Genomic DNA, 22,940 nt, shown 5'->3' with positions numbered 1-22,940 from the left:
AGCTTTGCTTAGGCTTACGCGGTCCAAGCCAGCAGCAAAGCCAGGAGAAGTACCCATGGGCCTCAACGATCAGTGGATGCAACGTGACCTCAAGGTCCTGTGGCACCCCTGCACCCAGATGAAAGACCACGAGCAGTTGCCGCTGATCCCGATCAAGCGTGGTGAAGGGGTGTGGCTGGAGGACTTCGAAGGCAAGCGCTACCTGGACGCCGTGAGCAGTTGGTGGGTTAACGTGTTTGGCCATGCCAACCCGCGCATCAACCAGCGCATCAAGGACCAGGTGGACCAGCTGGAGCATGTGATCCTGGCCGGTTTCAGCCACCAGCCGGTGATCGAGCTGTCCGAGCGCCTGGTCGCCATGACCCCAGCCGGGCTGGACCGGGTGTTCTACGCCGACAACGGCTCATCCTGCATCGAAGTCGCGTTGAAGATGAGTTTCCATTACTGGCAGAACATCGGCAAACCCGAGAAGAAGCGCTTCGTCACCCTGACCAACAGCTACCACGGCGAAACCATTGCCGCGATGTCGGTGGGCGATGTGCCGCTGTTCACCGAAACCTACAAGGCGCTGCTGCTCGACACCATCAAGGTGCCCAGCCCCGATTGCTACCTGCGCCCTGAGGGCATGGGCTGGGAAGAACACTCGCGCAACCTGTTCCAGGCCATGGAGCAAACCCTGGCCGAGCACCACGCCACCATCAGTGCGGTGATCATCGAACCGTTGATCCAGGGCGCAGGCGGCATGCGCATGTACCACCCGGTTTACCTGAAACTGCTGCGCGAAGCGTGTGACCGCTACGGCGTGCACCTGATCCACGACGAAATCGCCGTGGGCTTCGGCCGCACCGGGACGATGTTCGCCTGCGAACAGGCCGGCATCCGCCCAGACTTCCTGTGCCTGTCCAAGGCACTGACCGGGGGCTACCTGCCGCTGGCCGCGTGCCTGACCACCGATACCGTGTACCAGGCCTTCTACGACGACTACCCGACCCTGCGCGCGTTCCTCCACTCGCACAGCTACACCGGCAACCCGCTGGCCTGCGCCGCAGCGCTGGCGACCCTGGATATCTTCGAACAGGACAACGTGATCGAGGCCAACAAGGCCTTGTCCGTGCGCATGGCCACGGCCACCGCGCACCTGGCCGACCATGCGCATGTCGCCGAAATCCGCCAGACCGGCATGGCCCTGGCCATCGAGATGGTCCAGGACAAGGCCGGCAAGGTCGCCTACCCCTGGCAGGAACGCCGCGGCCTGAAGGTCTTCGAGCACGCCCTGACCCGCGGCGCGCTGCTGCGCCCACTGGGCAGCGTGGTGTACTTCCTGCCGCCGTATGTGATCACGCCCGAGCAGATCGACTTCCTCGCCGAGGTGGCCAGCGAAGGCATCGACATCGCCACCCGCGATAGCGTAAGCGTTGCCGTACCGGCCAACTTCCACCCCGACTTCCGCGACCCGGGCTAGGCCCGAAAGCCCGCCGCCGACCCTGTGGGAGCGGGTTTACCCGCGAATGCGATGTTGCCCCCACCTTCGCATTCGCGGGTGAACCCGCTCCCACAGGGTCACATGATCCCTTTTCGTCCGAGCTGAACCATGAGACTGTCCCGCTTCTTCATCGACGCCCCCCTGAGCCTTGGCGAGCATGACCTGCCCGAAGCCCAGGCCCATTACATCGGCCGCGTGCTGCGCATGGCCCCCGGTGACGCCGTGCAGCTGTTCGACGGCAGCGGCCAGGAATACCGTGGCCAGTTGCTCGAAGTCGGCAAGAAAACCGTGCGCGTGACGCTGGACCAGGCCCTGGCTGGCCAGGCCGAATCGGCGCTGCACATCCACCTTGGCCAGGGCCTGTCCCGTGGCGAGCGTATGGATTGGGCCATTCAAAAGGCCACCGAACTGGGCGCCAATGAAATCACCCCGATCGTCAGCGAGCGCTGTGAAGTGCGCCTCAAGGACGAACGCGCCGACAAGCGCCTGGCCCACTGGCGCCAGGTGGCCATCAGTGCCTGTGAACAGTGCGGCCGGTCGAGCCTGCCCGTGATCCACCCGCCGGTGACACTGGCCGAATGGATCAAAACCACCGTAGCCGACCTGAAACTGGTCCTGCACCCGGTGGCCGAACCACTGACCAGCCACGAAACACCGTCACGCCTGGCCTTCCTGATCGGCCCAGAAGGCGGCCTGAACGACGCGGAAGTCGACCAGGCCAAAGCCGCCGGCTTCCACGCCGCGCGCCTCGGCCCACGCGTGCTGCGCACCGAAACCGCGCCAGTGGTGGCGCTGTCGGTGGCACAGCAGTTGTGGGGCGATTTTTAACCCTGCGCCTAAAGTACGTAGAACGACAGGGCGATGAAGTGCAGCAGGCTGCCGGCGATCACGAACAGGTGCCAGATGCCGTGCCAGTGGCGAAAGCGGCTGTCGAAGGCAAAGAAGATGATGCCCACCGTGTAGAACACCCCGCCGGCCGCCAACCAGGCGAAGCCGGCGGTACCGAGGCTGCGCAGCAGCGGGTTGACCGCCACCAGGACAATCCAGCCCATCACCGCATAGATGATGATCGACAGCACCCGCGCCTCGGAGCGGGGCTTGATCTCCTGCAGCATGCCGATCACCGCCAGCCCCCAGACCACCCCGAACAAACTCCAGCCCCAAGGCCCGCGCAAGCTGACCAGGCAGAACGGGGTATAGCTGCCGGCGATCAGCAGGTAGATCGACAGGTGATCGAGCTTGCGCATGATCACCTTCGCCCGCCCACGCGTGCTGTGGTAGAGGGTGGAAATGCTGTAGAGCAGCAGCAGTGTGCCGCCGTAGATGGAGAAACTGACGATCTTCCAAGGATCGCCCTGCAGGCCCGCGACGACGATCAGCCAGATGCCACCGATACAAGCCAGAATGGCGCCGACCAAATGGGTCCAGGCGTTGAAGCGTTCACCGTAATACATGCAAACACAGACCTCCTGTGAGGGGCTGGGTTCCTGAGACAATCAGCTTTGGCCTCTTCGCGGGGCAAGCCCGCTCCCACAGGTACAGCTTCTGCCCCGCATTATTCGATCCCTGTGGGAGCGGGCTCGCCCCGCGAAGAGGCCAGAGCAAACACCTTATTATCCAGAGTTAGGTTGCAGATCCGCGTCACGCACCAGCCGTTCCAAGGCCACCAGGTCCGGCACCCGCGCCACCTGTTCGCCCACCTGCACCGCCGCCAGCTCCAGGCTGCCCAGCGCCACATCCACATAATTGAGCTGGCTGTCGAGCTTGCACGACCGTGGGATGTCCTGCAGCAGCACCGCCAGGTAGCGCAGCCCGGTATCGCCCAGGGCATTGAGCACCACGATGCGCGCGCGCTCGCCACACGGGGTTTCGCCACCGCATGCGGCCTCGAAGCCGATCAGTGGCAAACGCTGCTTGCGCCAGTCGATCCAGCCCAGGTGCCAGGCGGGCTCGCCACGCTGGCACACCAGGTTGCGCTGGCCGAACAGTTCGGCCACGGCGACATTGGGCAAGACCAAGGTACGGTCGCCCAAGGGCAACAACAGGCCGGTAAGGCTGCTGCGCTGGCCCGAGATCAGTTCAAGCATGGGCTTGGCTCCAGTGGGCGATGCTCTGCAGCAACACAGACTCCTGGTAAGGCTTGCCCAGGTATTCGTTGACACCAATGGCCATGGCCCGGTCGCGGTGCTTCTGCCCGGTGCGCGAGGTGATCATGATGATTGGCAAATCCTTCAGGCGCTCGTCACGGCGAATGCGCGTAGCCACCTCGAAACCGTCCATGCGGGGCATCTCGATGTCCAGCAGTAATACATCCGGCCGATGCTCTTCCAACTGCGCCATGGCATCGACCCCGTCCTTGGCAGTGAGCACGCTCATGCCATGACGCTCCAGCAGCCGGCTGGTGACCTTGCGCACGGTGACCGAATCGTCCACCACCATCACCAGCAGTGACCGGCGCGGCGCCGGGCCGAACAATTGCCGCTGGGCATCGCCGCCGCCCGGCAAGCGCGCCAGGCGCCGTTGCTGGCCACGCAACTGGCCCAGCAGGTCGAGAATCAACACGACGCGGCCGTCGCCCAACAAGGTCGCGCCCGACAACCCGGCGACCGCAGCGAATTGCGGGCCCAGGCTCTTCACCACGATCTCCCGGCTGGGTGACAGGCTGTCAGCCTGGATGGCGAATGACTGCTCCTGGGAATGCACCAGCAGCACCGGCAGCGGCACGCTTTGCCCAAGCAGGCTGGGCCGTGGCTGGCCTTGCAGCAATTCACCCAGGTAGCGCAGGTCGTAGGTGTGGCCTGCGTAGACGTAACGCGGGGCATCCAGTTGGTAGCAGGCCGCAAGCTCCGCAGGCGGCACGCGGACAATGCCTTCGATGGTATTGAGTGGGATCGCGTATTGGTCTTCGCCCAGGTGCACCATCAGCGCACGGTTGATCGACACCGTGAACGGCAGGCGGATCAGAAAGCGTGCGCCCTTGCCCTGGGCCGACTCGATGGTCATCGAGCCCCCCAACTGCTTGACCTCTTCGTGCACCACGTCCATGCCCAGCCCACGCCCGGAAATCTGGGTGATCTTCTCGGCGGTGGAGAAACCGGGGCGCAGGATGAACTGCAAGACCTCGTGATCGCTCAAGTGCGCCTGCGGGTCCAGCAGGCCACGCTTGATCGCCTTGCGCCGCACGGCCTCCAAGGGTACGCCGGCGCCATCGTCGGTCATCTCGATGACGATGTCGGCGCCTTCGTGCAACAGGTTCAGGTGAATCGTGCCGTGCTCCGGCTTGCCGGCAGCCAGGCGCGCTTCGCGGCTTTCCAGGCCATGGTCGACGGCATTGCGCAGCATGTGCTCCAGGGGCGCCACCATGCGTTCGAGCACGCTGCGGTCCAGCTCACCTTCGGCATTGCCCACCACCAGTTCAACCTGCTTGCCCAGCTCGCTGGCCACCTGCCGCACCACGCGTTGCAAGCGCGGCACCAAGCGTTCGAAGGGCACCATCAGGGTCGCGGTCAGGCCTTCCTGCAACTGGCTGTTCACCCGCGCCTGCTGCTGCAACAGGCCGTAGGCTTCCTGAGCACGCTGGGCCAAGGTTTCCTTCAGGTCGAGCAGGTCGGAGGCCGACTCGAACAGGGCCCGCGACAGCTGCTGCAGCTGCGAGTGGCGGTCCATTTCAAGGGGGTCGAAGTCGTCGTAGGCGTCGCTCTCGAACGGCTGCCGGCTGGAAATCCGCCCCTGGGTCTCGACATCCAGGCGCAGCAGCTGGTCACGCATGCGCTCCAGGGTGGTTTCCATTTCGTTGAGGGTGAACTGGGCGTCGTTGACCTGCTGCTCGATGCGGCCACGGATCACCGAATGCTCACCGGCCAGGTTGCCCAGGTCGTCGAGCAGTTCGGCATCGACCTTGACCATGTCGCCCGCCGCTCGCTCCGGCGCGGCTGCAGGCACTTCGAGGGCCGAAGCCTCGACAGCACCTTGGCCGGCCGCGCTGTCGGTCAGGGCCGCACTGCTGAAGTTGCGGATGTAGTCGATCAGCGCCGTGGCGGCATGCAGCGGCTGCCCCAGGCGCACCGCATCGAGCATGTGCGCCAGGCGGTCATGGCAATTTTGCAACAAAGCGAACAACGGCGGGCTCGGCGGCAGGCGGCCGGCAGCGAGCAGTTCGTAAAGAAATTCCAGCTCGTGGGCCAGGTCGCCGATGGCGGCGATCTCGACCATGCGTGCACCGCCTTTGAGGGTATGCAGGTCACGCAGCAGGTTATCCACCTCGACACTGCTGCGCGGGTCGGCCTGCCAGCGCGCCAGGGCCGCAGCGGCGCTTTCGACGATGTCCGAGCTTTCTTCCAGGAAGACTTCCAGCAGCTCCTTGTCGCCTGGGCTCTCAGGCTCTTCAGTCAACGGCTCGCTCGCTGGCGGCAGCGCTAGGTTGCGCGACGGCCCCAGGCCAAGGTCCATGTCGGGGTGCAACGGGGTGACCGTATCAATGCCCACAAGGCCCGTGGCCTCAGGTGCCAAGGCCTGCGCCAAGAGGCTGCGCAAGCTGTCGATCAGCGCCGGCCTGGGCGAAATCTCCTGCCCGGCGGCCACCTCGTCGAGCATGTCCAGCAGCGCTTCATGGCCTGCCTGCGCCTGGGCGAAAAAGCGTGCGTCGGCGGCCAGGCTGCCCTCTTCCACGGCACCATAGACGTCGAGCAGGGCCTCGCAGACGTCGTCCATCTGCCACAGGTCAGCCAGGTGCGCCGCGTGGCCCAGGCTGGTCAGCTCATCGAGCAGGGTGTCCAGCGCCTGGCGCTGCCCCGGCTGCTCTTGCCAGCGCGACAGCAACGACTCGGCGTCGAGCAGAATGTCCATGGCTTGGGCCAGGAAGCTGGCGGTCAATTGCGGGTCGCGCTTGCTGCGGCGCGCATGCTGCGGGTCTTCATGCAGGCTGGCCAGGCGCACATCCACCGCCTGGCCCACTTGTTCGATCAACTCGGCGGCACCCGGGATGGCCGCCAGCGGCGTGCTTTCCAGCTGTGCCAGGCCCAAGTGGAACAATGAACGCCCGGTCTCCAGCCATTCGATCTCCGCCACTTGCAGGGGCAACTGGTGGCCCTTGTACTCACGCGCCAGGCGGTCGAAGGCGGTGGCCAGTTCGGCGACGGGCATCACGCCTGCCATGGCGGCGCTGCCCTTGAGCGTGTGCAAGGCGCGTTGCAGGCTGTCGCTGACCGGCGTGTCGTGGCCGTCGGCGCCCTGCAAGAATGCCTCGAGGCTGGCCAGGTGGCCGTGCGCCTCGCTGCGGAAGATGTCCAGCAGGTGCGGATCGAGGCCATCCACCTCTGCAGCGGGTGGCGCATCGTTTTCGGCCAGGGCATGCAGATGCCCAGCCAGCTGCTCGATTTCGGTCAGCTGCGGTAACTGCCCGGCGGCAAAGTCGGCCAACAGGTCAGGCAGGTGGACGAACACTTGCTGCAAGGCGACCACCCCTTCCGGGGTGAGCACGCTTCGGCCTTCGAGCATTCGATTCAGCAGGTGCTCCGCGCCCCAGGCCAGCTCGGCCACCGCCTCGGCATGCACCATGCGCCCGCTGCCCTTGAGCGTATGCAGCGCACGGCGCACTTCCAGCAGTGCCTCGCGCTGCTGGTTGTCGGCTCGCCAGCGCAGCCAGTGGCGCTCGATTTCCGGCAGCAGTTCACCGGCCTCGTCGAGGAACACGTCGCGCAGCTCGTCGTCGATGCCATCGCTGTAGTCTTGTTGGCCGAAGCCGGTTTCGCTGACCGCGCAGACCACACCCAGTGCCGCCAGGCTGGCGCGCGCCATTTCGATGAAGGGCTGAGCATCGGCAAGCGGGTCGGCCACCCGCCATTGCAGGTAGCATTCGGCTGCGCTCAGGGCATCGGCCAGGTGCGCCAGCTCATCGGCTGGCGGCTCGACGTCCAGGTGCTGCAACCAGCGTTGCACGTAGCTGGCGCAGCCGGCAAACACGTCGGCAGGGCCCGCCAGCATCAGCATCGCCAGCGCCCCGCGCACTTGCTGCAGCAGCCCCGGCAGCGGCTGCAGGCGCTGCCGGGGCCAGTCGGACTCCAGGCAATCACCAATCAAGTCCTTGGCCTGCTGCAGTACGGCCAGCGACTCGCTCAGCACCAACTGGCGGATCTCGGTGAGGTCCGAGCCCGGCATCCCGCCCTGCCCGCTTTCTTCCAGCGGGCCGACCATGCCATTGAGGGTCGCCTCCACATACAACAGGGCGCCCGCCACATCCATCAAGACCGCGTCATCCACCGAGCCCTCGCCGGGGGCCAAGGCCTGCAGCGCCAGCACCTGGTCGATAATCACCCGCCGCGGCTGCTGGAAGCCCAGCACTGCCAGGGTGTCGGCGACATGGCGCAACGGTGCGAGCAGGGCTTCGGACTGTTCGCTGTGCTGGCGGTCGCCGCGCACGAACTGGTCCAGGCGTTCCTTGATGCGCATCAGGTCGTCGCACAGGGCGCTCACCACCGAGCGCAGGGCATCGCGGCCGGGCCCGGCCTGCATCTGTTCCCGCCAGTTGCCCAGCGACAGGTCAAGGTTGGCCAGGTCATCGGAGCCGGCAAAGCGCTGGGCAGTGCCACTGATGAGGCTGGCCTGGGCCAGCGGCTCCACGCCGCGACAGGCGCGCAGTTGGTTGAGCAACGGCAGCATCACCAAGGGCAGGTCGTGGCGCGCGCCGCGCAGCCGTTCCAGGTACGACGGCAGTTGCTCCAGGCCACGGAACAGCGCCCCCAGGCAGTCGCCGCGTGGGCTGACTTGGCCGTCGGCCAAGGCCCGGGCGAACAGCTCCAGCTCTTCAGCCAGGCGCGTCGCACCGCGCAACTCGAGCATGCGCAGGCAACCGTGTACCTGGTGCAGGTTGTCGACCACGAACGCCAGCATGGACAAATCGCCCGGCTCGCCAGCAAAGCGCTCCAGGGCCTGTCGCGCCTGGCCCAGGCAGTCGAGGATGGCGGCCTTGGTCCAGGCCAGCGCTACCGTTTCGTGGCGCTCGGGGCTTACAGCGGCAGAAGCCATGGGCATTCCTCAGCGCGGCTCGGCAGGTGCCGGCAGGGTGAAACCAGAAACAGACCGGCGCATCTCGCTGGCCATGCGTGCCAGGTGGCGGATGCTGTCGGCAGTGGCGCCGGACCCGGCAGACGTCTGCGCGGTGATCTGCTGGATGACGGCCATGGTGTGGGAGATCTGCCCGGCAGAGGACGTCTGCAACTGGGCCGCGTCGGAAATACTGTGGATCAGCTCGGCCAGGTTCTGCGACACCCCTTCGATCTCCGCCAGCGCCACCCCGGCATCCTGGGCCAGGCGCGCGCCGCGTACCACTTCGGCGGTGGTCTGCTCCATGGAGATCACCGCCTCGTTGGTATCGGCCTGAATGGTGCGCACCAGCGCCTCGATCTGCCGCGTGGCCGACGACGAACGCTCGGCCAGGCGCTGCACTTCGTCGGCAACCACCGCAAAGCCCCGCCCGGCTTCACCGGCCAGCGAGGCCTGGATCGCGGCGTTGAGGGCCAGGATGTTGGTCTGGTCGGCAATGTCGTCGATCAGGCTAACGATGTCGCCGATCTCCTGGGACGACTCACCCAGGCGCTTGATCCGCTTGGCGGTGTCCTGGATCTGTTCGCGAATGTTGTCCATGCCGTTGATGGTGTTGTGCACCACCTCGTTGCCCTTGTTGGCAATCGCCACCGAGCGCTCGGCCACCTTGGCCGACTCATAGGCATGCGCCGACACCCGGTCGATCGATTCGACCATGTCGCCCACCGCCTCGGACGCCTCGCTGATTTGCGCGGCCTGGTGCTCGGACGCTTTGGCCAGCTGACGCGCGGTGTTCTGCGTGTCCTGCACGGCAGCGGCCACCTGCACGGCGCTGTGGTTGATGGTAGCGACCAGGTCGCGCAGTTGGTCGACGGAGTAGTTGATCGAGTCGGCGATGGCGCCGGTAAAGTCTTCGGTGACCGACACGGTGACGGTCAGGTCGCCATCGGCCAGCTCTTCGATCTCGTCGAGCAGGCGCATGATCGCCTGCTGGTTGCGTTCGTTCTTCTCCGCGGTCTCGCGCAGTTGCCGGTTGGTGGTGCGCACCATGACCAGGCCGATGAGGATGATCGAGGCCAGCGCCAGCAGGCCCAGGACGTAGCCGCCGACCGTGTCCAGGGTACGCCCGCCGGCCAGGTTCTCGAAGCCGTTGGCCAGGTGCGAGGCCTCGTCGAGCAGGGTTTGCGACAGGCTGAAGATGTTGCCCGCAGCTTCACGCACGCGGAACAGTTCGGGCGATGTTTCGAGGATTTCGTCCACCGAGCCGGCCACGAACTGGAACAGCTCGGCGATTTCAGCCAGCCGCGCCCGGGCATCGGCGTCCTCGACGCGGGTCACCTGCAGCGCGGGGTTGCCGTTGAGCATGCCCTCCAGCACCTGGCCAAAACGCCCGGCATCGCGGCCGAAGGCATCGGCGGCCTGGGCCGCGGTGTCGTCACCGGCCAGCACCGTGTTGACCGAACCGAGGATGCGCTCAGCCAGCAGCAACTGGCGCTGGGCAACGACCACCTGGTTGGCGGGGGCACCGCTCTGCAGCAGGATTTCGACCACTTTTTCGTATTCGACCTGCAACTGCGGCACAGTCTCGGCAAGCGTCGCCGCCACCTGGTGCAGCGACAACACCGTCTGCTCGCTGGCCAGGATGGTATCGGTGTTCTTGCGCAGGTTTTCCCAGTCCTGGCGGACGGCTTCCATCTCATCGCGCACCGTGGCCGGTGCCGCTGGCAGGCCGGTGGACGTGTCACCTTCGCGCAGGTAGCTCCAGCGCCGCTCGAAATCGTTGCGCGCATCCGACAGCAGCTTGAACGCCAAGGCCTTGCCCGTCGCCGCCTCGGTGGCGTTCTTGGCAATCCGCTGGGACAGCACGCGAAGCTCACCGGCATGGCCGATGTACTGTTTGTCGTAGTTGGACTGGGTGCTCAGGTAGGCGAAATTGGCGAACAACAGGATGATCGACAGGATCAGCACCAAAAACAGCACGGTGATCTGCGCGATGCTGCGCGTACGCGGAGCCATGGGCGTTGCGGTAGCGCTGGTGGCAGGCTTGTTCACGTTCGCAGGTCCTATAACGCCACATCAAGAAAGCCCGGCGCCTGGGCCAAGGCGAAGGGGCTGAAGATTGCCCAATTGCGTTCACGCGGGAAGTGCCCCTGCACGAAGCGGGCGGCCGCGCGGATCAATGGCTGCGGGGGCGACAGTTCCAGGCTGCTCAGGGCAAAGTGCTGCAGCCCCAGTACTTCGTCCACCAGCAGGCCGACGAACAGGTCCTCATGGTCCAGCACCAGCACCCGCCGCTGCTTGCCAGGGGCGGCCGGGCCAAGCCCGAAGAAGCTGCTCAGGTCCATTACCGGCAGCAACCGCCCGCGCAAATTGGCAACTCCGCAGACCCAAGGCTGAACCCCAGGAACACGGCTGCTGCGCGGTTCGCGCAGCACTTCGGCCACCTCGCCCATGGGCGCGACGAACCATTGCCCGGCGATCCGAAAGCCGATCCCGCTCCACTCTTGCAGGCGGGTGTCCTGCGGGGGCTGGTCCGCCACCAGCAGGCGGCAGCGCCGGTCGATGTCCAGCAGCAACTCGAAGGCGGTCAGCGACGCGCCATGAGGGCGGGTGGTCAAGCCCCCAGCACTTCTTTGAGCTTGGCGATCAGTGCGTCTTCTTCGACCGGTTTGGTCAGGAAGTCGCGCGCGCCCTGGCGCGTCGCCCAGATACGGTCGGTTTCCTGGTCCTTGGTGGTTACCACGATCACCGGAATGGCGCTGGTTTCCTTGTCCTTGCTCAGCTGGCGGGTGGCCTGGAAGCCGTTCATGCCGGGCATGACGATGTCCATCAGCACCGCGTCGGGCTTTTCCTGACGGGCCAGGGCCACGCCATCGCCACCGTTGTTGGCCTTGAGCACCTGGTAGCCGTGCTTTTCCAGCCATTCGGTCAATCTGTACATCTCTGTCGGCGAGTCGTCGACAATCAGAACTCGGGCCATGCTGTTTCCCCATCAGGAAAGTAAGACCGCGCCATGGCGGACGCGGTCAGGGTGCGTGTTGTTGGTGTTCGGCAAAACCAGGCACATGGGCCCTGATCGCCTCGAGCAGTTCTTCTTTGCTGAATGGCTTGGTGAGGAACTGGTCGGAGCCCACCACCCGCCCGCGGGCCTTGTCGAACAGGCCGTCGCGCGACGACAGGAGGATCACCGGTATGTCCTTGAAAGCGCTGTTGTGCTTGATCACCGCGCAGGTCTGGTAACCGTCCAGGCGCGGCATCAGCACATCGACGAAGATGATGCGTGGCTGGTGATCGACGATCTTGGCCAGGGCATCGAAACCATCGCTGGCGGTAATCACCTCGCAACCCGCTTCGCCGAGCAACATCTGCGCGGTACGGCGGATCGTGCGTGAGTCGTCGATCACCATGACCTTCAGGGGTTGTTCCATCACTTGGGCTACCGTCGCTGCTCAGGCCAGAATTGCTGGGGCCGCGTTGCGACCCTTTCGCGACACAAGGCCGCTCCTACAGGTTTGCGCAGCATTGTGCCTCGCATTTTTAGCACACTCCGGGTAGCCATTCCATCTGCTGCGCCCCTTGACCATCGGCGCTCCCGGCGCCACCCTGAGCCACTTTTCTTTCGATCCATCGCGGCTGCGCGCCGCCAAGAGGAACCACCCCATGAGCGTTCGCCTCGGCATTGTCATGGACCCCATCGCGTCCATCTCCTACAAGAAGGACAGCTCGCTGGCCATGCTGCTGGCCGCCCAGGCACGCGGCTGGAGCCTGTTCTACATGGAACAGCGCGACCTGTACCAGGGCGAAGGCAAGGCCCGTGCACGCATGCGCCCACTAAAAGTGTTCGCCGACCCGGCGCGCTGGTTCGAGCTGGGCGACGAGCAGGACAGCCCCCTGGCCGAGCTGGACGTGATCCTGATGCGCAAGGACCCGCCGTTCGACATGGAGTTCGTCTACAGCACCTACCTGCTGGAGCAGGCCGAGGCCGAAGGCGTGCTGGTGGTCAACCGCCCGCAGAGCCTGCGCGACTGCAACGAAAAACTGTTCGCCACGTTGTTCCCGCAGTGCACGCCACCGACCCTGGTCAGCCGCCGCCCGGACATCATTCGCGAATTCGCGGCCAAGCATGGTGACGTGATCCTCAAGCCGCTGGACGGCATGGGCGGCACTTCGATCTTCCGCCACCGGGTCGGCGACCCCAACCTGTCGGTGATCCTCGAAACCCTGACCGCGCTGGGCGCGCAGCAGATCATGGCGCAGGCCTACTTGCCAGCGATCAAGGACGGCGACAAGCGCATCCTGATGATCGACGGCGAGCCGGTCGACTACTGCCTGGCGCGCATCCCGGCCAGTGGCGAAACCCGCGGCAACCTGGCCGCCGGTGGCCGTGGCGAAGCGCGCCCGCTGACCGAACGTGACCGCTGGATCGCCGCCCAGGTCGGCCCGACCCTGCGCGCGAAAGGGCTGCTGTTCGTTGGCCTGGACGTGATTGGCGAGCACCTCACTGAAATCAATGTCACCAGCCCAACCTGTATTCGCGAGATCGACAACGCCTTCAACACCGACATCGGCGGGCAATTGATGGACGCCATTGATCGCCAGCTGAAGGCGCGCTGACCGGCAACGCGCGGCACAATCGCGGAGTGGGGTATGATGCGGGTCCTTTTTACTTGGCCTGCTGCCCCGCCCCGCGGTTGCTGGATACCTGATGACGCTGCCCGCTGACATCCCCTCCGACCTGCTGCCACCGCGCGTTCGCCCGGTGGACCGGCTCGGCTTTACCCTGTTCCTGGCTGCCCTGGTGCACCTGGCGCTGATCCTTGGCGTCGGTTTTACCGTGGTCAAGCCGGCTGAAATCCGCCATACCATGGACATCACCCTGGCCACCTTCAAAAGCGAGAAAGCGCCCGAGAAGGCCGATTTCCAGGCTCAGGACAACCAGCAAGGCAGCGGCACCCTGGAGAAGAAGGCGGTGCCCAAGACCACCGAACTCGCCCCCTTCCAGGACAGCAAGATCAACAAGGTCACGCCACCGCCTGCGGCCAAGCCCGAGGTCGCGCCGCCGCCCACGCCTGAGAAGTCGGCCGTGGTGACCAAGGCCGCCAAGCCTCACAAAGTCGAGCCCAAGCCCAAGGAAAGCAAGGCGCAGCCAAAGCCTGCAACGCCCACGCCTGATTTTGACAGCTCGCAGCTGTCCAGCCAGATCGCCAGCCTTGAGGCAGAGCTGTCCAATGAACAGCAGCTGTATGCCAAACGCCCGCGCATCCACCGCCTCAACGCCGCCTCGACCATGCGCGACAAGGGCGCCTGGTACAAGGAAGAATGGCGCAAGAAGGTCGAGCGGGTGGGCAACCTCAATTACCCTGACGAAGCGCGGCGCCAGCAGATCTACGGCAACTTGCGCATGATGGTCTCGATCAACCGCGATGGCTCGCTGTACGAAGTGCTGGTGCTGGAATCGTCCGGGCAACCGGTGCTGGACCAAGCGGCGCAACGTATTGTCAGGCTGGCGGCGCCGTTTGCGCCGTTTACCGGGGACCTGGCGGAATTCGACCGGCTGGAGATCATCCGTACCTGGCGCTTTGCCCGTGGGGACCGGTTGTCCAGTAACTGATTTGCTGGCTGTACTGGCCCTTTCGCGGGCAAGCCCGCTCCCACCCGAACTGTGTAGCCTCCAAGTCTAGCGTCGCACCTGTGGGAGCGGGCTTGCCCGCGAAAGGGCCGGTACAGGCGACACATAAACCACCTTGTCAGCCTCGCCACCTGGCGCCACACTATCCCCCATGAAAACCCTCGCCCCGAGCTACCTCAAGCATCAGTTCCTGATCGCCATGCCGCACATGGCCGATCCGAACTTTGCCCAGACCCTCACGTACATCGTCGAGCACAACGCCAATGGCGCCATGGGCCTGGTGGTCAACCGACCGCAGGAGCTCAGCCTGGCCGACATCCTCGAGCAGTTGCGCCCGGACGACGAACCCCCGGCCAGCACGCTGCACGTGCCGATCTACCAGGGCGGGCCGGTGCAAACCGATCGCGGCTTCGTGCTGCACTCCAGCGAGTGCACCTACCAGGCCACCGTCGAACTGCAGGGCCTGTCGCTGTCCACCTCGCAGGACGTGTTGTTTGCCATTGCCGAGGGCGTGGGGCCGCAAAACAGCCTGATTACCCTGGGCTACGCGGGCTGGGAAGCCGGCCAACTGGAAGCCGAGCTGGCTGACAATGCCTGGCTCAACTGCCCGTTCGACCCCGAGATCATCTTCGGCCTCGCCAGCGACCAGCGCCTGAACGCCGCCGCCGCCAGCCTGGGCATCAACCTCAGCCTGCTGACCAGCCAGGCGGGCCACGCCTGATGGCCGAGCTACGCCTGCTGCTGGGCTTTGACTACGGCACCAAACAGATCGGGGTGGCGGTTGGCCAGGTCATCACTGGCCAGGCCCGCGAGCTGTGCACCCTGAAAGCGCAGAACGGCGTGCCGGACTGGGCCCAGGTGGAAAAACTGGTCGCTGAATGGAAACCCGACGCCATCGTCGTCGGCCTGCCGCTGAACATGGACGGCACCCCCAGCGAGATGAGCGCGCGCGCCGAGAAATTCGCCCGGCGCCTGAACGGCCGCTTCAACCTGCCCGTGCACACCCACGACGAACGCCTGACCACCTTCGAGGCTAAAGGCGAACGCCTGACCCGCGGTGGCCAGCGCGGCAGCTACCGCGACAACCCGGTCGATGCCATTGCCGCCGCCCTGCTGCTGCAAGGCTGGCTGGAGGCCAATACCTGATCATCTTTGCCGCCGGGCAGAGCCGGCGGCCCCCGAGGAGCACGCAATGAGCCTACCCAATCCCGCCGATCTGATCCGGCAGATGGCTGTCGACCTTCGCGCCCACCTGGCCCGCCGTGCTATCACCGAGCCGCGCTTCATCGGCATCCGCACGGGCGGCGTCTGGGTCGCCCAGGCCCTGCAGGAAGAAATGGGCGATACCAGCCCCATGGGCACCCTGGACGTGTCGTTCTACCGCGATGACTTCAGCCAGAACGGCCTGCACCCGCAAGTACGCCCGTCCGAGCTGCCGTTCGAAATCGAAGGCCAGCACCTGGTCCTGATCGACGACGTCCTGATGAGCGGTCGCACCATCCGGGCCGCGCTCAACGAGCTGTTCGATTACGGCCGCCCGGCCAGCGTCACCCTGGTCTGCCTGCTCGACCTGGATGCCGGCGAGCTGCCGATTCGCCCCAATGTGCTGGGTGCCACCCTGTCGCTGGCAGCCCATGAACGGGTAAAATTGACCGGACCCGCACCGCTCGCCCTCGAGCGCCAGGACCTCGCCTCCGCTTCCGCCCTTTAAGAGTCCCCCGCGATGACGCCAATCGACGCCAAGCGCCCGCTGCAGCTCAATGATCAGGGCCAGCTGCGCCACTTTCTCTCGCTCGACGGTTTGCCCCGCGAACTGCTGACCGAGATCCTCGACACCGCCGACTCCTTCCTGGAAGTCGGTGCCCGGGCCGTGAAAAAAGTCCCGTTGCTGCGCGGCAAGACCGTCTGCAACGTGTTCTTCGAGAACTCGACCCGTACCCGCACCACGTTCGAACTGGCCGCGCAGCGCCTGTCTGCCGACGTGATCAGCCTGAACGTGTCGACTTCCTCGACCAGCAAGGGCGAAACCCTGTTCGACACCCTGCGCAACCTGGAAGCCATGGCTGCCGACATGTTCGTCGTGCGCCACTCCGATTCGGGCGCCGCACACTTCATTGCTGAGCACGTGTGCCCAGATGTGGCCGTGATCAACGGTGGCGATGGCCGCCATGCGCACCCGACCCAAGGCATGCTCGACATGCTGACCATCCGTCGGCACAAGGGCAGCTTCGAGAACCTGTCTGTCGCCATCGTCGGCGATATCCTGCATTCGCGCGTGGCGCGTTCCGACATGCTCGCGCTCAAGGCGCTGGGCTGCCCGGACATCCGCGTGATCGGCCCGAAAACCCTGATTCCGATCGGCATCGAGCAATACGGCGTGAAGGTCTACACCGACCTCGCCGAAGGCCTGAAAGACGTCGATGTGGTAATCATGCTGCGCCTGCAGCGTGAGCGCATGGCCGGCGGCCTGCTGCCCAGCGAGGGCGAGTTCTACCGCCTGTTCGGCCTGACCACCGCACGCCTGGCCGGTGCCAAGCCCGATGCCATTGTCATGCACCCTGGCCCGATCAACCGCGGTGTAGAGATCGAATCGGCAGTGGCCGACGGCAAGCACTCGGTGATCCTCAACCAGGTGACGTACGGCATCGCCGTGCGCATGGCCGTGCTGTCCATGGCCATGAGCGGGCAAAACGCGCAACGCCAACTCGACCAGGAGAACGCCCTGTGAGCATCAGTATTCTTGGCGCCCGGGTCATCGACCCCAACAGCGGCCTGGACCAGATCACCGACCTGCACCTGGACGGCGGCCGCATTGCCGCCATCGGCGCAGCGCCGGCCGGCTTCAGCGCCAGCCGCACGATCCAGGCCGATGGCCTGATTGCAGCGCCTGGCCTGGTCGACCTCGACGTCTCTCTGCGTGAGCCGGGCTACAGCCGCAAAGGCAACATCGCCAGCGAAACCCGCGCCGCCGTGGCCGGCGGTGTGACCAGCCTGTGCTGCCCGCCGCAGACCAAACCGGTGCTGGACACCTCGGCCGTGGCCGAGCTGATCCTCGACCGTGCCCGTGAAGCCGGCAACAGCAAGGTCTACCCGATCGGCGCCCTGACCAAGGGCCTGGAAGGCGAGCAACTGGCCGAGCTGGTGGCCCTGCGCGACACCGGTTGCGTGGCCTTCGGCAATGGCCTGCAGCAAATCCCCAACAACCGCACCCTGGCCCGTGCCCTGGAGTACGCCGCCACCTTCGACCTGACCGTGGTGTTCCACTCCCAGGACCGCGACCTGTCTCAAGGTGGCCTGGCCCATGAAGGCGCCATGGCCAGCTTCCTCGGCCTGCCGGGCATCCCGGAGACTGCCGAGACCGTGGCCTTGGCGCGCAACCTGCTGCTGGTCGAACAGAGCGGCGTGCGGGCGCACTTCACCCAGATCACCAGCGCCCGCGGCGCGCGCTTGATCGCCCAGGCCCAGGAACTGGGCCTGCCGGTGACCGCCGACGTGGCGCTGTACCAACTGATTCTCACCGATGAGTCACTGCGCGAGTTTTCCAGCCTGTACCACGTGCAGCCACCGCTGCGCACCGCCGCCGACCGCGACGGCCTGCGCGCGGCCGTCAAGTCGGGGGTGATCCAGGCGATCTCCAGCCATCACCAGCCGCACGAGCGCGATGCCAAGCTGGCGCCCTTCGGTGCCACGGAGCCTGGTATCAGCAGTGTCGAAGTGCTGCTGCCACTGGCCATGACCTTGGTCGAAGACGGCCTGCTCGACCTGCCGACCTTGCTGGCACGCTTGACCAGCGGCCCGGCTGCCGCCATGCGCCTGCCGGCGGGTGAACTGAAGGTAGGTGGCGCGGCGGACCTGGTGCTGTTCGATCCGAAAGCCTCGACCGTTGCCGGCGAACAGTGGCTGTCCCGTGGCGAGAACTGCCCGTTCATCGGCCACTGCCTGCCTGGCGCTGTGCGTTATACCTTGGTCGATGGGCACGTCTGCCACGAGGCCTGAGTAACCCCAGGGGCCGCTCTGCGGCCCATTCGCGGGGCAAGCCCGCTCCCACAGGACCTTCGCAATCATCAAGGCAAGCGCAGAACCTGTGGGAGCGGGCTTGCCCCGCGAATGAGCCAGCACAAATGTGCCCGCCAAGCTCAACCGCTCATCCCCCAAGGTTGAAATCCTTCCCCCCACCCCCATATGAGTCTGCATCAGGCACTTTCGCCCCGCTGCGTGGAGACTCTCCCCTTGACCACCATCGTTTCTGTCCGCCGTAACGGCAAAGTCGTCATGGGCGGCGACGGCCAGGTTTCCCTCGGCAACACCGTGATGAAAGGCAACGCCAAAAAGGTCCGTCGCCTGTATCACGGCCAGGTCATTGCAGGCTTCGCCGGTGCCACTGCCGATGCCTTCACCCTGTTCGAACGCTTTGAAGGCCAACTGGAGAAACACCAGGGCCACCTGGTCCGTGCCGCCGTCGAGCTGGCTAAGGAATGGCGTACCGACCGCTCCCTGAGCCGCCTGGAGGCCATGCTGGCCGTGGCCAACAAGGACGCATCCTTGATCATTACCGGTAACGGCGATGTGGTCGAACCCGAAGACGGCCTGATCGCCATGGGTTCCGGTGGCGCCTACGCCCAGGCCGCCGCCCGCGCCCTGCTGAACAAGACCGACCTCTCGGCCCGCGAAATTGCCGAGACCGCGCTGAACATCGCCGGTGACATCTGCGTATTCACCAACCACAACCTGACCATCGAGGAGCAGGACCTGGCCGACTGATCAGTTGTTTTGGCGTCCCGCCCAGGGCGGGACTTTTCCACACTGATTGCTCTGCTTGAGGACCATTTTCATCATGTCCATGACCCCCCGCGAAATCGTTCACGAACTCAACCGCCACATCATCGGCCAGGACGACGCCAAGCGCGCCGTGGCCATCGCCCTGCGCAACCGCTGGCGGCGCATGCAACTGCCGACCGAGCTGCGCGCCGAGGTGACCCCGAAGAACATCCTGATGATCGGCCCGACCGGTGTCGGCAAGACCGAAATCGCTCGTCGCCTGGCCAAGCTGGCCAACGCGCCGTTCATCAAGGTCGAAGCGACCAAGTTCACCGAAGTCGGCTACGTCGGCCGTGATGTCGAATCGATCATCCGTGACCTGGCCGATGCCGCGCTGAAGATGCTCCGCGAGCAAGAAATCATCCGCGTGCGCCACCGCGCCGAAGATGCCGCTGAAGACCGCATCCTCGATGCCCTGCTGCCGCAGGCGCGGGTCACCAGCTTCAGCGAAGAAGCCGCGCAGACCAGCAGCGATTCCAACACCCGCCAGCTGTTCCGCAAACGCCTGCGCGAAGGCCAACTGGACGACAAGGAAATCGAGATCGAAGTGGCTGACGCCGTAGGTGTCGAAATCGCCGCGCCGCCTGGCATGGAAGAGATGACCAACCAGCTGCAGAGCCTGTTCGCCAACATGGGCAAGGGCAAGCGCAAGGCGCGCAAGCTCAAGGTCAAGGAAGCGCTGAAGATGGTCCGCGAAGAAGAAGCGGGCCGCCTGGTCAACGAAGAAGAACTCAAGGCCAAGGCCCTGGAAGCCGTTGAACAGCACGGTATCGTGTTCATCGACGAAATCGACAAAGTGGCCAAGCGTGGCAATGTCGGCGGCGCCGATGTGTCCCGCGAGGGTGTACAGCGCGACCTGCTGCCGTTGATCGAAGGCTGCACCGTCAACACCAAGCTGGGCATGGTCAAGACCGACCACATCCTGTTCATTGCCTCGGGTGCGTTCCACCTGAGCAAGCCAAGCGACCTGGTGCCTGAGCTGCAGGGCCGTCTGCCGATCCGTGTCGAACTCAAGGCACTGACCCCAGAAGACTTCGAACGCATCCTGCAGGAGCCGCACGCTTCGCTGACCGAGCAGTACCAGGCACTGCTGAAAACCGAAGGGCTGAACATCGAGTTCCTCACCGACGGTATCAAGCGCCTGGCCGAGATCGCCTACCAGGTCAACGAGAAAACCGAGAACATCGGTGCCCGCCGCCTGCACACCCTGCTCGAGCGCCTGCTCGAAGAGGTGTCGTTCAGTGCCGGTGACCTGGCCAGCACCCACGATGAAACGCCGATCCAGATCGATGCGGGTTATGTGAACAGCCACCTGGGTGAGCTGGCGCAGAACGAAGACCTGTCGCGCTATATCCTGTAAGACCGTATGGGGCCGCTTTGCGGCCCATTCGCGGCACAAGGCCGCTCCTACACTGAATGCAGCGGTGTACCTGTAGGAGCGGCCTTGTGCCGCGAATGGGCTGCAAAGCAGCCCCAATCAAGCTTGAATCCCTCCCTCAGAAGCTGGAAGCTTGCAGCATCAGCTCCCGAGAGATTCAGCCCATGGCCCGTCTGCCCACCGCCATCAACCTGCACAAAGCCTCCAAGACCTTGAGCCTTACCTACGGCCCCAACGAGGTCTACCACCTGCCCGCCGAATTCCTGCGCGTGCACTCCCCTTCCGCCGAGGTCCAGGGCCACGGCAACCCCATCCTGCAAGTTGGCAAGGTCAACGTCGGCCTCGCTGGCCTCGAACCCGCCGGCCAATATGCACTGAAATTGACCTTCGATGACGGCCATGACAGCGGCCTGTTCACCTGGGAGTACCTCGAGCAACTGTGCCTGCGCCAGGAACAGCTGTGGGCCGAGTACCTCGACGAGCTGCACAAGGCCGGAAAATCCCGCGACCCGGCCGAATCGGTCGTGAAACTCATGCTCTAGCGCAAGCCCTCGAACGTTTAGAGCGCATTTTCTAATCTCATCTGCTTGAATGCCCCTACAGGCAGCTCAGTGACGGGCTGTCTTGCGCATTACATGAAAGTCGGGTAACCAATGGAGCTGGCAAGTTCCCTGCATCGCCTTGAAGGCAATCAGGGCCTGGCCGGTATGTAGAGGTCGCGAGCGAAAGCAGGCTGTCTTCACACGCAGAATTCCCCGCAGCTCATCGCCGAATGCATCCGGCCCGCAGCACCGCTGTTCCTTATCACTGGTCACCCGAGTAGCAGTACCGGGCTCTGGACTGTGCAAGCGCCACAGGCAACCGGTACTCGTCTCTGGACAACGGAGCGTCGCAGATGAGTAACAAGAACAACGATGAGTTGCAGCGGCAGGCCTCAGAGAACACCCTGGGGCTGAACCCGGTCATCGGCATCCGCCGCAAGGACCTGTTGAGCTCGGCACGCACCGTGCTGCGCCAGGCCGTGCGCCAACCTTTGCACAGCGCCAAGCACGTGGCGCACTTCGGCCTGGAGCTGAAGAACGTGCTGCTGGGCAAATCCAGCCTCACCCCCGAAAGCGACGACCGCCGCTTCAACGACCCGGCCTGGAGCAACAACCCCCTTTACCGCCGCTACCTGCAAACCTACTTGGCCTGGCGCAAGGAGCTGCAGGAGTGGATCGGCAACAGCGACCTGTCACCCCAGGACATCAGCCGCGGGCAGTTCGTCATCAACCTGATGACCGAGGCCATGGCGCCGACCAACACCTTGTCCAACCCGGCCGCGGTCAAGCGCTTCTTCGAAACCGGTGGCAAAAGCCTGCTCGATGGCCTGTCCAACCTGGCCAAGGACGTGGTCAACAACGGTGGCATGCCCAGCCAAGTGAACATGGACGCCTTCGAAGTGGGCAAGAACCTGGGCACCAGCGACGGCGCCGTGGTGTTCCGCAACGACGTGCTGGAGCTGATCCAGTACAGCCCCATCACTGAGCAGGTGCACGCGCGGCCACTGCTGGTGGTGCCGCCGCAAATCAACAAGTTCTACGTATTCGACCTGAGCCCGGAAAAAAGCCTGGCGCGCTTCTGCCTGCGCGCACAACAGCAGACCTTCATCATCAGCTGGCGCAACCCGACCAAGGCCCAGCGCGAGTGGGGCCTGTCGACCTACATCGATGCGCTCAAGGAAGCCGTCGACGCCGTGCTGGCGATTACCGGCAGCAAAGACCTGAACATGCTCGGCGCCTGCTCCGGCGGCATCACCTGCACTGCCCTGGTGGGCCATTACGCCGCCTTGGGCGAAAAGAAGGTCAATGCCCTGACCCTGCTGGTCAGCGTGCTGGACACCACCATGGACACCCAGGTCGCGCTGTTCGTCGATGAACAGACCCTCGAAGCCGCCAAGCGCCACTCCTACCAGGCCGGCGTGCTCGAAGGCAGCGAGATGGCCAAGGTGTTCGCCTGGATGCGCCCCAATGACCTGATCTGGAACTACTGGGTCAACAACTACCTGCTCGGCAACGAGCCGCCGGTGTTCGACATCCTGTTCTGGAACAACGACACCACGCGCCTGCCGGCCGCCTTCCACGGCGACCTGATCGAGATGTTCAAAAGCAACCCACTGACCCGCCCCGGTGCACTGGAAGTGTGCGGCACGCCGATCGACCTGAAGCAGGTCACCTGCGACATCTACAGCCTGGCCGGCACCAACGACCACATCACCCCGTGGCCGTCCTGCTACCGTTCGGCGCACCTGTTTGGCGGCAAGATCGAGTTCGTGCTGTCCAACAGCGGCCACATCCAGAGCATCCTCAACCCACCGGGCAACCCCAAGGCGCGCTTCATGACCGGCGCCGATCGCCCGGGCGACCCCGTGGCCTGGCAGGAAAACGCGACCAAGCATGCCGACTCCTGGTGGCTGCATTGGCAAAACTGGCTGGGCGAACGTGCCGGCGACCTGAAAAAAGCGCCAACCCGGCTGGGCAACCGCGCCTATGCCGCTGGCGAGGCATCTCCGGGCACTTACGTTCACGAACGTTGAGTTGCAGCGCCGTGGC

Annotated in this window: 20 protein-coding genes; 13 read left to right on the top strand and 7 right to left on the bottom strand. The window is 64.9% G+C overall.

Features of this window, described 5'->3' with window-relative positions; translation table 11 throughout:
- Positions 1 to 55: 55 nt before the first annotated feature.
- Both HU750_RS04565 and HU750_RS04560 read left to right on the top strand, forming a co-directional pair.
- Entirely contained in the window at positions 56 to 1,462 is a 1,407-nt protein-coding gene (locus HU750_RS04565; RefSeq protein ID WP_027592442.1) for an adenosylmethionine--8-amino-7-oxononanoate transaminase, read from the top strand.
- 129 nt (positions 1,463 to 1,591) lie between these two features.
- A complete protein-coding gene (locus HU750_RS04560) occupies positions 1,592 to 2,311 on the top strand; it encodes a 16S rRNA (uracil(1498)-N(3))-methyltransferase (RefSeq protein ID WP_186677260.1) in 720 nt (239 codons plus the stop codon).
- Positions 2,312 to 2,319: 8 nt separating this feature from the next.
- Here the strand turns inward: HU750_RS04560 and trhA are convergent, their stop codons facing one another.
- The 7 genes from trhA to HU750_RS04525 form a co-directional block, all read right to left on the bottom strand.
- Positions 2,320 to 2,937, bottom strand: coding sequence for a PAQR family membrane homeostasis protein TrhA (gene trhA / locus HU750_RS04555; RefSeq protein WP_099455547.1), 618 nt, complete (start codon positions 2,935 to 2,937; stop codon positions 2,320 to 2,322).
- 159 nt (positions 2,938 to 3,096) lie between these two features.
- On the bottom strand, positions 3,097 to 3,570 hold the full coding sequence (locus HU750_RS04550; protein ID WP_099430632.1) for a chemotaxis protein CheW: 474 nt from the start codon (positions 3,568 to 3,570) through the stop codon (positions 3,097 to 3,099).
- Complete coding sequence (locus HU750_RS04545; protein ID WP_186677257.1) at positions 3,563 to 8,506, bottom strand: hybrid sensor histidine kinase/response regulator; 4,944 nt, start codon at positions 8,504 to 8,506, stop codon at positions 3,563 to 3,565. Before HU750_RS04545 ends, HU750_RS04550 begins: the two co-directional genes overlap by 8 nt.
- Before the next feature lie 9 nt (positions 8,507 to 8,515).
- Entirely contained in the window at positions 8,516 to 10,540 is a 2,025-nt protein-coding gene (locus HU750_RS04540) for a methyl-accepting chemotaxis protein (protein ID WP_189662490.1), read from the bottom strand.
- A 47-nt stretch (positions 10,541 to 10,587) separates the two neighbouring features.
- The gene (locus tag HU750_RS04535) at positions 10,588 to 11,142 is read right to left on the bottom strand and encodes a chemotaxis protein CheW (RefSeq protein ID WP_186677241.1); all 555 of its coding nucleotides are present in this window, start codon (positions 11,140 to 11,142) and stop codon (positions 10,588 to 10,590) included.
- Positions 11,139 to 11,504: a twitching motility response regulator PilH gene (pilH, locus tag HU750_RS04530; protein ID WP_099455550.1), complete on the bottom strand. Its 366-nt coding sequence runs from the start codon at positions 11,502 to 11,504 to the stop codon at positions 11,139 to 11,141. The genes HU750_RS04535 and pilH overlap by 4 nt, the downstream gene beginning before the upstream one ends.
- A gap of 46 nt (positions 11,505 to 11,550) precedes the next feature.
- Positions 11,551 to 11,952: a response regulator gene (locus tag HU750_RS04525; RefSeq protein WP_027592434.1), complete on the bottom strand. Its 402-nt coding sequence runs from the start codon at positions 11,950 to 11,952 to the stop codon at positions 11,551 to 11,553.
- A gap of 232 nt (positions 11,953 to 12,184) precedes the next feature.
- On the opposite strand from HU750_RS04525, the gene gshB reads away from it, so the two are divergent.
- The 11 genes from gshB to phaC all read left to right on the top strand — a co-directional run bounded on the left by gshB (position 12,185) and on the right by phaC (position 22,924).
- Positions 12,185 to 13,138, top strand: a complete 954-nt coding sequence (gene gshB, locus HU750_RS04520) for a glutathione synthase (RefSeq protein ID WP_186677239.1) — start codon at positions 12,185 to 12,187, stop codon at positions 13,136 to 13,138.
- 91 nt (positions 13,139 to 13,229) lie between these two features.
- The gene (locus HU750_RS04515; protein WP_027592432.1) at positions 13,230 to 14,135 is read left to right on the top strand and encodes an energy transducer TonB; all 906 of its coding nucleotides are present in this window, start codon (positions 13,230 to 13,232) and stop codon (positions 14,133 to 14,135) included.
- A gap of 169 nt (positions 14,136 to 14,304) precedes the next feature.
- Entirely contained in the window at positions 14,305 to 14,874 is a 570-nt protein-coding gene (locus tag HU750_RS04510) for a YqgE/AlgH family protein (protein ID WP_027592431.1), read from the top strand.
- The gene (ruvX, locus tag HU750_RS04505) at positions 14,874 to 15,299 is read left to right on the top strand and encodes a Holliday junction resolvase RuvX (protein ID WP_027592430.1); all 426 of its coding nucleotides are present in this window, start codon (positions 14,874 to 14,876) and stop codon (positions 15,297 to 15,299) included. The genes HU750_RS04510 and ruvX overlap by 1 nt, the downstream gene beginning before the upstream one ends.
- Before the next feature lie 46 nt (positions 15,300 to 15,345).
- Positions 15,346 to 15,864 (top strand): bifunctional pyr operon transcriptional regulator/uracil phosphoribosyltransferase PyrR, encoded by a 519-nt coding sequence (pyrR, locus tag HU750_RS04500; RefSeq protein ID WP_027592429.1) that lies wholly within the window; start codon positions 15,346 to 15,348, stop codon positions 15,862 to 15,864.
- Between the two features lie 12 nt (positions 15,865 to 15,876).
- The gene (locus HU750_RS04495) at positions 15,877 to 16,881 is read left to right on the top strand and encodes an aspartate carbamoyltransferase catalytic subunit (protein WP_027592428.1); all 1,005 of its coding nucleotides are present in this window, start codon (positions 15,877 to 15,879) and stop codon (positions 16,879 to 16,881) included.
- Entirely contained in the window at positions 16,878 to 18,149 is a 1,272-nt protein-coding gene (locus tag HU750_RS04490) for a dihydroorotase (RefSeq protein WP_027592427.1), read from the top strand. Before HU750_RS04495 ends, HU750_RS04490 begins: the two co-directional genes overlap by 4 nt.
- Positions 18,150 to 18,383: 234 nt before the next feature.
- Complete coding sequence (gene hslV / locus HU750_RS04485; protein WP_003249309.1) at positions 18,384 to 18,914, top strand: ATP-dependent protease subunit HslV; 531 nt, start codon at positions 18,384 to 18,386, stop codon at positions 18,912 to 18,914.
- Positions 18,915 to 18,987: 73 nt separating this feature from the next.
- Positions 18,988 to 20,331 (top strand): ATP-dependent protease ATPase subunit HslU, encoded by a 1,344-nt coding sequence (hslU, locus tag HU750_RS04480; RefSeq protein ID WP_099430637.1) that lies wholly within the window; start codon positions 18,988 to 18,990, stop codon positions 20,329 to 20,331.
- A 182-nt stretch (positions 20,332 to 20,513) separates the two neighbouring features.
- On the top strand, positions 20,514 to 20,891 hold the full coding sequence (locus HU750_RS04475; protein WP_099430638.1) for a gamma-butyrobetaine hydroxylase family protein: 378 nt from the start codon (positions 20,514 to 20,516) through the stop codon (positions 20,889 to 20,891).
- 353 nt (positions 20,892 to 21,244) lie between these two features.
- On the top strand, positions 21,245 to 22,924 hold the full coding sequence (gene phaC / locus HU750_RS04470) for a class II poly(R)-hydroxyalkanoic acid synthase (RefSeq protein WP_186677237.1): 1,680 nt from the start codon (positions 21,245 to 21,247) through the stop codon (positions 22,922 to 22,924).
- Positions 22,925 to 22,940 lie beyond the last annotated feature (16 nt).

It is taken from the genome of Pseudomonas sp. SWRI50, from assembly GCF_014269095.1.
Classification (GTDB): Bacteria; Pseudomonadota; Gammaproteobacteria; order Pseudomonadales; family Pseudomonadaceae; genus Aquipseudomonas; species Aquipseudomonas kermanshahensis.
The sequence above is the reverse complement of the archived record's forward strand: the minus strand, read 5'-3'. Positions and strand labels throughout refer to the sequence as shown.

Coding starts and splice junctions, on each gene's coding strand:
- HU750_RS04565 (WP_027592442.1), top strand. CDS start 56: ATGGGCCTCAACGATCAGTGGATGCAACGTGACCTCAAGGTCCTGTGG.
- HU750_RS04560 (WP_186677260.1), top strand. CDS start 1,592: ATGAGACTGTCCCGCTTCTTCATCGACGCCCCCCTGAGCCTTGGCGAG.
- trhA (WP_099455547.1), bottom strand. CDS start 2,937: ATGTATTACGGTGAACGCTTCAACGCCTGGACCCATTTGGTCGGCGCC.
- HU750_RS04550 (WP_099430632.1), bottom strand. CDS start 3,570: ATGCTTGAACTGATCTCGGGCCAGCGCAGCAGCCTTACCGGCCTGTTG.
- HU750_RS04545 (WP_186677257.1), bottom strand. CDS start 8,506: ATGGCTTCTGCCGCTGTAAGCCCCGAGCGCCACGAAACGGTAGCGCTG.
- HU750_RS04540 (WP_189662490.1), bottom strand. CDS start 10,540: ATGGCTCCGCGTACGCGCAGCATCGCGCAGATCACCGTGCTGTTTTTG.
- pilH (WP_099455550.1), bottom strand. CDS start 11,504: ATGGCCCGAGTTCTGATTGTCGACGACTCGCCGACAGAGATGTACAGA.
- HU750_RS04525 (WP_027592434.1), bottom strand. CDS start 11,952: ATGGAACAACCCCTGAAGGTCATGGTGATCGACGACTCACGCACGATC.
- gshB (WP_186677239.1), top strand. CDS start 12,185: ATGAGCGTTCGCCTCGGCATTGTCATGGACCCCATCGCGTCCATCTCC.
- HU750_RS04515 (WP_027592432.1), top strand. CDS start 13,230: ATGACGCTGCCCGCTGACATCCCCTCCGACCTGCTGCCACCGCGCGTT.
- HU750_RS04510 (WP_027592431.1), top strand. CDS start 14,305: ATGAAAACCCTCGCCCCGAGCTACCTCAAGCATCAGTTCCTGATCGCC.
- ruvX (WP_027592430.1), top strand. CDS start 14,874: ATGGCCGAGCTACGCCTGCTGCTGGGCTTTGACTACGGCACCAAACAG.
- pyrR (WP_027592429.1), top strand. CDS start 15,346: ATGAGCCTACCCAATCCCGCCGATCTGATCCGGCAGATGGCTGTCGAC.
- HU750_RS04495 (WP_027592428.1), top strand. CDS start 15,877: ATGACGCCAATCGACGCCAAGCGCCCGCTGCAGCTCAATGATCAGGGC.
- hslU (WP_099430637.1), top strand. CDS start 18,988: ATGTCCATGACCCCCCGCGAAATCGTTCACGAACTCAACCGCCACATC.
- HU750_RS04475 (WP_099430638.1), top strand. CDS start 20,514: ATGGCCCGTCTGCCCACCGCCATCAACCTGCACAAAGCCTCCAAGACC.
- phaC (WP_186677237.1), top strand. CDS start 21,245: ATGAGTAACAAGAACAACGATGAGTTGCAGCGGCAGGCCTCAGAGAAC.